10 protein-coding genes are annotated in these 7,382 nt (G+C 43.1%); 3 read left to right on the forward strand and 7 right to left on the reverse strand.

Features of this window, described 5'->3' with window-relative positions; genetic code table 11:
• The coding region (locus ACE1CM_RS27445; protein WP_374882028.1) for a hypothetical protein at nucleotides 1-228 on the reverse strand (228 nt) is incomplete at its 3' end.
• 230 nt (nucleotides 229-458) lie between these two features.
• Between ACE1CM_RS27445 and ACE1CM_RS27450 the strand changes: the two genes are divergently transcribed.
• Entirely contained in the window at nucleotides 459-2,120 is a 1,662-nt protein-coding gene (locus ACE1CM_RS27450) for an AAA family ATPase (RefSeq protein WP_374882029.1), read from the forward strand.
• Between the two features lie 33 nt (nucleotides 2,121-2,153).
• Here the strand turns inward: ACE1CM_RS27450 and ACE1CM_RS27455 are convergent, their stop codons facing one another.
• Nucleotides 2,154-2,342, reverse strand: coding sequence for a hypothetical protein (locus tag ACE1CM_RS27455; RefSeq protein ID WP_374882030.1), 189 nt, complete (start codon nucleotides 2,340-2,342; stop codon nucleotides 2,154-2,156).
• Between the two features lie 57 nt (nucleotides 2,343-2,399).
• On the reverse strand, nucleotides 2,400-2,609 hold the full coding sequence (locus ACE1CM_RS27460) for a hypothetical protein (RefSeq protein ID WP_374882031.1): 210 nt from the start codon (nucleotides 2,607-2,609) through the stop codon (nucleotides 2,400-2,402).
• A 180-nt stretch (nucleotides 2,610-2,789) separates the two neighbouring features.
• Between ACE1CM_RS27460 and ACE1CM_RS27465 the strand changes: the two genes are divergently transcribed.
• Nucleotides 2,790-4,217, forward strand: a complete 1,428-nt coding sequence (locus ACE1CM_RS27465) for an ATP-binding protein (RefSeq protein WP_374882032.1) — start codon at nucleotides 2,790-2,792, stop codon at nucleotides 4,215-4,217.
• Nucleotides 4,218-4,237: 20 nt separating this feature from the next.
• On the forward strand, nucleotides 4,238-5,542 hold the full coding sequence (locus ACE1CM_RS27470; RefSeq protein ID WP_374882033.1) for a tetratricopeptide repeat protein: 1,305 nt from the start codon (nucleotides 4,238-4,240) through the stop codon (nucleotides 5,540-5,542).
• Nucleotides 5,543-5,565: 23 nt separating this feature from the next.
• Here ACE1CM_RS27470 and ACE1CM_RS27475 read toward each other — a convergent pair whose 3' ends face one another.
• From ACE1CM_RS27475 to ACE1CM_RS27490, 4 genes are all read right to left on the reverse strand, one after another.
• Nucleotides 5,566-5,874: a DUF5615 family PIN-like protein gene (locus tag ACE1CM_RS27475; protein WP_374882034.1), complete on the reverse strand. Its 309-nt coding sequence runs from the start codon at nucleotides 5,872-5,874 to the stop codon at nucleotides 5,566-5,568.
• Nucleotides 5,871-6,104 carry a DUF433 domain-containing protein gene (locus tag ACE1CM_RS27480; protein ID WP_374882035.1) on the reverse strand — a complete coding sequence of 78 codons (234 nt, stop codon included), beginning with the start codon at nucleotides 6,102-6,104 and terminating at the stop codon, nucleotides 5,871-5,873. Before ACE1CM_RS27480 ends, ACE1CM_RS27475 begins: the two co-directional genes overlap by 4 nt.
• Before the next feature lie 12 nt (nucleotides 6,105-6,116).
• Nucleotides 6,117-6,338 (reverse strand): hypothetical protein, encoded by a 222-nt coding sequence (locus tag ACE1CM_RS27485; protein ID WP_374882036.1) that lies wholly within the window; start codon nucleotides 6,336-6,338, stop codon nucleotides 6,117-6,119.
• Between the two features lie 23 nt (nucleotides 6,339-6,361).
• Nucleotides 6,362-7,382, reverse strand: a 1,021-nt coding sequence (locus ACE1CM_RS27490) for a flagellar assembly protein H (protein ID WP_374882037.1), incomplete at its 5' end; no start/stop codon positions are given.

The following is a 7,382-nucleotide window of genomic DNA, read 5'->3' on the forward strand; positions in this document are numbered from 1 at the left end:
CAAATAATCCACTACAAAAGGTCGTTCCTGTCCTGGTACTATCACCTGCTGCTGAGGATAAACCCAGTCTTTGAAGTAATAATTTAAGTAACCTAAAAATTCTTTTTCCGATACGCCACAGCGCACGTCACCCATCCCAGAAGTAGAAATTTTGGGCGAGAGGTCGGGCAAGCTCATGTTTTGAGTGGGTAGTAAAAGAATCGGGTAAATCCCCGGATTGTTGCTCATACATTGTTTTAACAGTCTGACTCGATTAATTCCGGCTTTAATTCAAGAAATCGAAAGATTTTAAATTAAAGTAATTCATCTGATACCCAAAAGCCAAGATATCAATTGATATAATTTGCTGGTTACCTATATACAAAAAGATATAAAAATAGCACTAACTTATAACTTTCGTTACTATTGACCAATTTCAAAAATCAATAAAATCAGATTGTTAGCCCAGGAATATTGCCATGAATCCTTCTGACATTTCAGAAATAGCAACTCTGATTAAAGCAGGGCAACCGCTGATTGCTTGCGAATCCCCTATCCAAGAGCGTGAGCGCATCCTTACTTACATTTTGAAAATATGCATGTCAATCCCTCTCCCCTGCTATCTTTGGAATCTTGGCTCAAATCAGATTTTACAATTAAAACTCAGCGAATTTGGCAGCTTAGAATTTATTCAATCACAAATCCCCCTAACTAAATCGCAGCTACAGGTCGCCAAAGATTATTTTGATATCCTGCCCATCTGGAACAATTACCAAGGGTCAGGTGTATTAATCCTAGAAAATATCTATCCTTGGATTAAAGCTAACATGACTCAAGATGCGGATTTTTTAATTTTATCAGAATGGGTTAAATCAAATTTAATTAATCTCTATACAAACAGCAGAACAACGACAAAAATAGCCATCCTTTTGGGTGCTAGAGCAGAAATTACGCCAGAACTTGCACCACAAATTCCTTTAGTTACTCAGGAATTACCGGAAATTCACGAAATTTTAGACGCTCTCAAATCTGTTGCTGCCGAGGGATTGCCGCCGCATCTTAGTATAGGGGAATTGGAAGCGATCGCGCACAGCAGTATCGGTCTTTATATCTCAGATATCATCAATGCCCTCAGCGCCATTCACCACCGCTATTCGCCCGAAAATGCCAAAGAACTGGCAGAAAAGCTATTTAACTACAAAGTCCAACTTTTCAATCGACTCTATGATATTGAATTTTTACCTGCACCTCAAGTTCCTTTAGGCGGATTGGATCGAATGCTGGCAGCATTTAAAAAATTCAAACGATTATTAAGTCCCCTGGCAAAAGCCTATAAACTCAAAGTACCAAAAGGAGTATTATTAGTTGGCCCTCCTGGTACTGGGAAATCCCACGCGGCTAAAGTCTGCGCTCAAATTGTTGGAGTTCCTCTAATTTTGGTAGATTGGGGGAATTTTAGAGGTTATGGTAATGAAGCCGAACCCAGGCTGAAAAAACTTTTGAAACTCACTGATAGACTCAATCGAGTTGTAATTTATTTTGATGATTTTGATAAGGCTTTTGCAGGATTTGACGACGGTGGTTTGGGTCAAAGACTTGCTGGAACTTTGCTGACTTGGATGCAAGAACGTACCAGCGACGCGATTGTTATTGCTAGCGTTAACCGCATGGAATGGTTGCCACCAGAACTCACCCGCGCCGGACGCTTTGACTACATCTACAAAGTAGATTTGCCCAATCACGGCGAACGCAATACTATTTTTAATCTCCACTTAGCTCGATTTGATGCTCGATTCAAAAATGGTGGCGATCCCTATACTCACGAGTCAAGAAAAGAGGTGATTAAAAGAACCCAACGCTGTGTTGGATCTGAGATTCAAACGATTGTAGAACGAGCAGCGGCTACTACTTTTTATCAGATGTTTACCGATGAGAATGCGCCAATTCCTTCAGTACTTCTACCGTTGGAAATATCTGCTGAAACTCTGCTTGAAGAACGCAAGCAAATTAAGCCTTTGGCTATTCGCGAAGCTGATAGGGTTGAATCGATGCGAAATAAAGCTGATTTGCAAGCGCTTCCTTCTTCTAGTGCTGATGAATCTGTTTTTGCTATTAGTAATGTGGATATTTATGGGGATTGAATGGGTGTCTGTTTTCTCTATTGTTTGAGGTTTTTAGCTGATGACTGAGCCAGAGCGATCGCTCTTGCGAGTTGATTCAATTTCTGCCCATGCCTCAATAGGATGAAAAGCGATCGCACATTTGCACTCCTGATGTGCGCTTTCCCAGTTACAGTGATGTGCAGAGCGCACAGGTATCGGGGTGCGAAGTGCATCCGTTGGCATCGCGCTGTCATTCGCCATCAAAAAGCCACACCCCCACAAGTAGGAGATGCGGCATTCCTTGCAAGCTTACGGGTACTACTTCCTATAAGAACCAGACTTTTGTCGTAACATCAGCGGGGTTAGCACCTCAATCAGTAAGGCAACTGAGCGGATTAGGATTGCGATCGCTAAAATGAATCCGGTTTCGATACCCCAGTACTGTGGCGGTATATTTGGTGGAATATTGGTCGGTACAGCGATCGCTGGTTCGCCCTTGCAGATAATCGGATTGGTTTGACCTTCCATGATGTTTCTCCTGTTTCTGGATTGATTTAAGGAGAAGCTTGTTAGCGCTAACTCTGGCTTCCACTCTTTTAGAATGGCTTAGCTGAATAGGTTGCACAGCCTGACTTTCGCCTCACTTGTGGCAGTGCTGGAAAAACTGAGTCAAAATTGAAGCTAGTAAACTGCCAAATCGTGGTATGTATGGCAAATTCTCTTCCCGCATCTAAATCCGGGCTAGAAATTATTGATCAAGCTAGGAAAAAGAAAGGATGGAATAAAGACTCGCCTATTTGGATTGATACTGCTAACAAACTATTGCAAGCTACTCCCAACGGAAGTGTTTCACGTTCAACCCTGCAACGATTTTGGCAAAAGCAGGCGATTCGTCAGGAAAACTTTAAAGCTATTTGTCAAGCGGTTGGCATAGAAAATTGGGAAGAGATTGTTGATAATACCCCAACCCAGCTAACGGCAACATATATGGACTTTAGCGTCTATGATGATGCGTGGGTTGGGCGAGAAACTCTGATTCAAACGTTGAGCGCTAGCATACAATCTTCCTGTCGTGTCTTGCTATTGGTTGGGATTACAGGTATCGGTAAAACTGCTTTGGCTGAACGGCTAGTACAGGAGTTGCGAGGTTCTTGGAGAGAACACAGGGATAATTTTGAAGATAATAATAAAGTTTCTGATTTTGCCAGTGTCGCGCTGCAATGGCTGGAGAAGTGGGGGGAAAATGTCCCAAAGGAAGAGCGAAAGCCAGAGCAACTGTTACGGCGGTTAGTCAAATGCTTGCGGAAAAATCGCTATTTAATCATGATGGATTCTCTTGAGTACCTATTGACAGGGAATGAAGAGGATGGTTGGGGTGATTTTGCCGATGAGTGGTGGGGTAAATTTTTTGTCAGTTTTTTGGCAGAATCAGATTGCCAAAGTCGATTGATTCTTACATCTCAGGATTTGCCAACTAGGTTTGAGACAGAATGCGATCGCTACAAAAATATCTGGCATTGCCAACTTTTGAAAGGATTAGAAATCCCCGAACAGGTAGCGTTATTTCAAAAAGCTGAACTAGATGGCGATTTGGAATTACCAAATAGTCCGCTGCGAGTAATTGGGGAAGTTTATGACGGGCATCCTTTAGCCTTGCGGACAATCGCCGGAGAAATTAAAGGTTCTTATGGTGGTAAAGTCAGGGCTTACTGGAAAGATAATAGTCGTTACATTGAAGAAGTAAAAGAGGCTATTGACGAGGCTCGCAACCAAGGAATAGTTAAAGGAGATGAGGATAGGTGGCAGTTAGCATCGTACACGAAAGTCTTGCGAAGGAAAGTAAAAGAACGAATTGAGCAGACATTTGAACGGTTAAAAAATGATGTTTATGATGCCTATATGTTGCTTTGCACTGCCTCAATATATCGCTGCGAAGTCAAAGAAAAGTGGTGGCTGATTAATTTAGAAGATGAGGGTTACAGTGAAAAGCAGCAACAGGATGCAATGCAAACTCTGCGCGAACGGTATTTAGTTGAAGATGGAGGAATTGACGATGAAGATAATCGGCTGGTGGGACAACATAACTTGATTCGCAGTGTGGCGATCGCTCACCGATTAATGCTACCAGAAACCTGAACAAATTGGAGAAATTGACCTTGACAAATAACCTGACACCATCTGGTGAGTTGGTTTTGGAACAGTTAGGTATCAATCCTAATAATCTCCGTGCCGATTTTCCAACTCGCGAGCAGCGGCTTCAGTACAGAGCAGTTGTACAGTGGCTTACGGATTACAAAGCAAAGCCAGATGATACTAATTTGGAGAAGGTGAAGGGTTATTTGCAGGCGGTTCACCATCTTTGTCAAGTGAAAGATTGGGAAAGAGGAAGAAAAATTATATCTATACGCCTCAATACGCCTACTAATGACAAATTGGACGACAGCTTATTTCTTTGGGGTCACTATAGGGAAGTGATTGAGCTGTGGAGCCAAATTTTGAACAAACCAAGCATTGAGAAGGGTTTTCGAGGAATGCTTGGAAATGCTGACTATATGCTAGGGAATTATCCTCAAGCTATCGACTATAACCAGCAACAGTTAATAATTGCAGGAAAAAGAAGCGATCTCGATGGTGAAGGAAGCGCACTACTAAATCTGGGAACTGATTACCAGGGGCTAGGAGAGTATTACCAAGCTATTGACTATTACCATAAGAGTTTAAACATTTTTCGGGAAATCGGCAACCGCAAGAATGAGGGAACAGCATTGCTAAATCTTGGAAATGCTTACAGTTCGCAAGGAAATTATTCGCAAGCCATTAACTATTACAAGCAGAGTTTAAGTATTGCAAGGTTAATCGGAAATGAGTGGGGTGAGAGAATCGCTTTGGGAAGTTTGGGACTTACTTACGGTTGGGAAGGAGAGTATTCGCAAGCCATTGACTATCTCCAGGAGAGTTTAATTATTGCAAAGGAAATTGGCGATCGCGGAGGTGAGGGAGAAGCTCTGGGATATCTAGGATTGATTTACTTTTGGCAAGGAGATTATCTGCAAGCCATCAACTATTTCCAGCAGAGTTTAGCTATTTTTCGCGCAAGAAGCGATCGCCTGGGGGAGGGAAACCTACTGGCATATCTTGGACTGACTTACCTTTCGTTAGGAGATGATTCCCAAGCTATTGAATATCACCAGCAGAGTTTAACCATTTTTCAGGCACTTGGCAACCGCAAGGGTGAGGGAAACGCACTGGGAAATCTGGGACTTGCTCATAAATCCTTAGAGAATTGGGACAAAGCAATTGAGTACTTTCAGCAGCATTTAGCCATTACACGGGAAATGGGAAATCTCCGGGAGGAGGAGCAGATTTTACTTAATCTAGGCAAGGTTTACTGTACCTTGGGAAACTATGACAAAGCACTTGAGTGCAATCAGCAGCATTTAGCCATCGTGCAAGCAATGTAACAATTGCTGAGGCGATGGCATTTCTAACTTGGTATCCAGACGCGATCGCAGCATAATTCTCTCTTAGCATCATCTCGATATCCCGTGCCCTTACAATTTCCACGTCGTATCCAAATTACTTTGGGGGGAAATCCCAACAATAGACTCAATTCGCTAAAATCCGCATCTTTGGTAACGATAATATAGTCATACTGACGAGCAAACTCCCAAACCTCGCGATCGGGTGCGGTAGGTAATCCAATCGCATCGACATGAACTGAACCAGGGTAGATATCTGCAAGGCGATCGACAAGACGAGGAGAGAGATTTTGGTCAAACAAAAGTAGTTTCATGACTGAACAATTAACATAAACTGCTCCCGTTTAGCCGCGAAACTCAAGCAAGCCAAAATATCCTGTTGGGTCAGATAGGGAAAATCATCTAGGATTTCTTGATAAGTCATCCCAGAAGCAGGATATTCCAGCACTTCATAAACCGTAATTCTCATGCCTCGAATACAAGGGTTGCCACCTCGCTTACCAGGTTCTATGGTAATGATATTAGCGATATCTTGGTCTGACATGGCGCTCTCCTTTTACCTTCTGTTCTCAATTCTAGCCCAGTAAAAGGATAGCGATCGCCCCCGATCTTGTTGGCGCTTGCGCGATCGCAAAGAAACAACCTCCTCTGTTCCTTGTTGAATCCCTCGTTCAATCCCTTCTTGTATACCTTCTTGCCTTCCAGCTTGTCTACCTTCTTGTCTCCCCCGTTGTTCTGCCGCTTCTAATTGCTGTTGAAACAAAGGTGCGATCGCCATACCTACAAGCCTTTTTAACCAGTCTAATTGGACAGTCTAGCTAACAGTTCATCATCGGATAATTGAGGCAACTGTTGCCACAATAACGCTAACTCTTCCGGAGATAATGAGAGTAAATTTGTCACCAGAGCGGGGATGCGCTCATCTAATTGACTAAACCGCATTCTCAGAACATTTTCTGCTAGCAACCGTCTAGCTTGCTCAATCCCTTCTTCGTCACCAGTCAGTGCGGAGAATTGGAGCAATAACAGAGTAAATTCATTAGCAGGTAAAGCCGATACTGGGGCTAGAAAAACCGCCAACAGTGCGTCTAATTCACCAAACCGTACCCGCAGAAAGTTTTCTAAAATCGAGCGCTGTCCTTCTTCTCTTCCTCGTTGAATGCCTCGTTCAATACCTTGTTGAATGCCTTGTTGAATACCTCGTTCAATACCTTGTTGTACTCCTCGTTGTTCTGCCGCTTCTAGTTGTTGTTGAAACAAAGGTGCGATCGCCATAACCAACTCCCGATCTTCTGCTTCCAATTGTTGTTCTTGATTTGTCGCTAAGTTAGATTGCAACCGATATAATAATTCTAACGCAATAGCGCGGACTGGGTGATCGACTGATAAGGCACTTAACTGAGCGATCGCGCGTTCCTGCACCCTCCCTCTACCCAAGATTCTCAACCACAAGGTTTCTTCTGTTTCTGGCAATTGATGGATAACCACAACTGCCGTCCGCAAATACTCCCCAAGAAAGTAGATGCCTCGAGGCCAGTTCTGTTGATCTGGGACAGCATTAAACCCATTTAATAAGGTTTCTGATGCTGTTGGAGTCAGAATCCATAGCTTTGGTAATTCTGCTTCCTCACACCGAATATTTTCACGCCTTGCTCTGCGCTCCAATTCTGCTGTTACGTCCAACAATTTACTCAAGCAACTACGCACCTCGCTGACCGTAACAGGATTGCGAAACGGTTCAAAAAGGGCGGCAGTGGTTGCCATTTTTCCCAACAATCCCAGGTTTTCGACATAATCTGATGCTGCGCTTGATGGAGTAAAG

This window comes from Microseira sp. BLCC-F43, from assembly GCF_041929235.1.
Classification (GTDB): Bacteria; Cyanobacteriota; Cyanobacteriia; order Cyanobacteriales; family Aerosakkonemataceae; genus Microseira.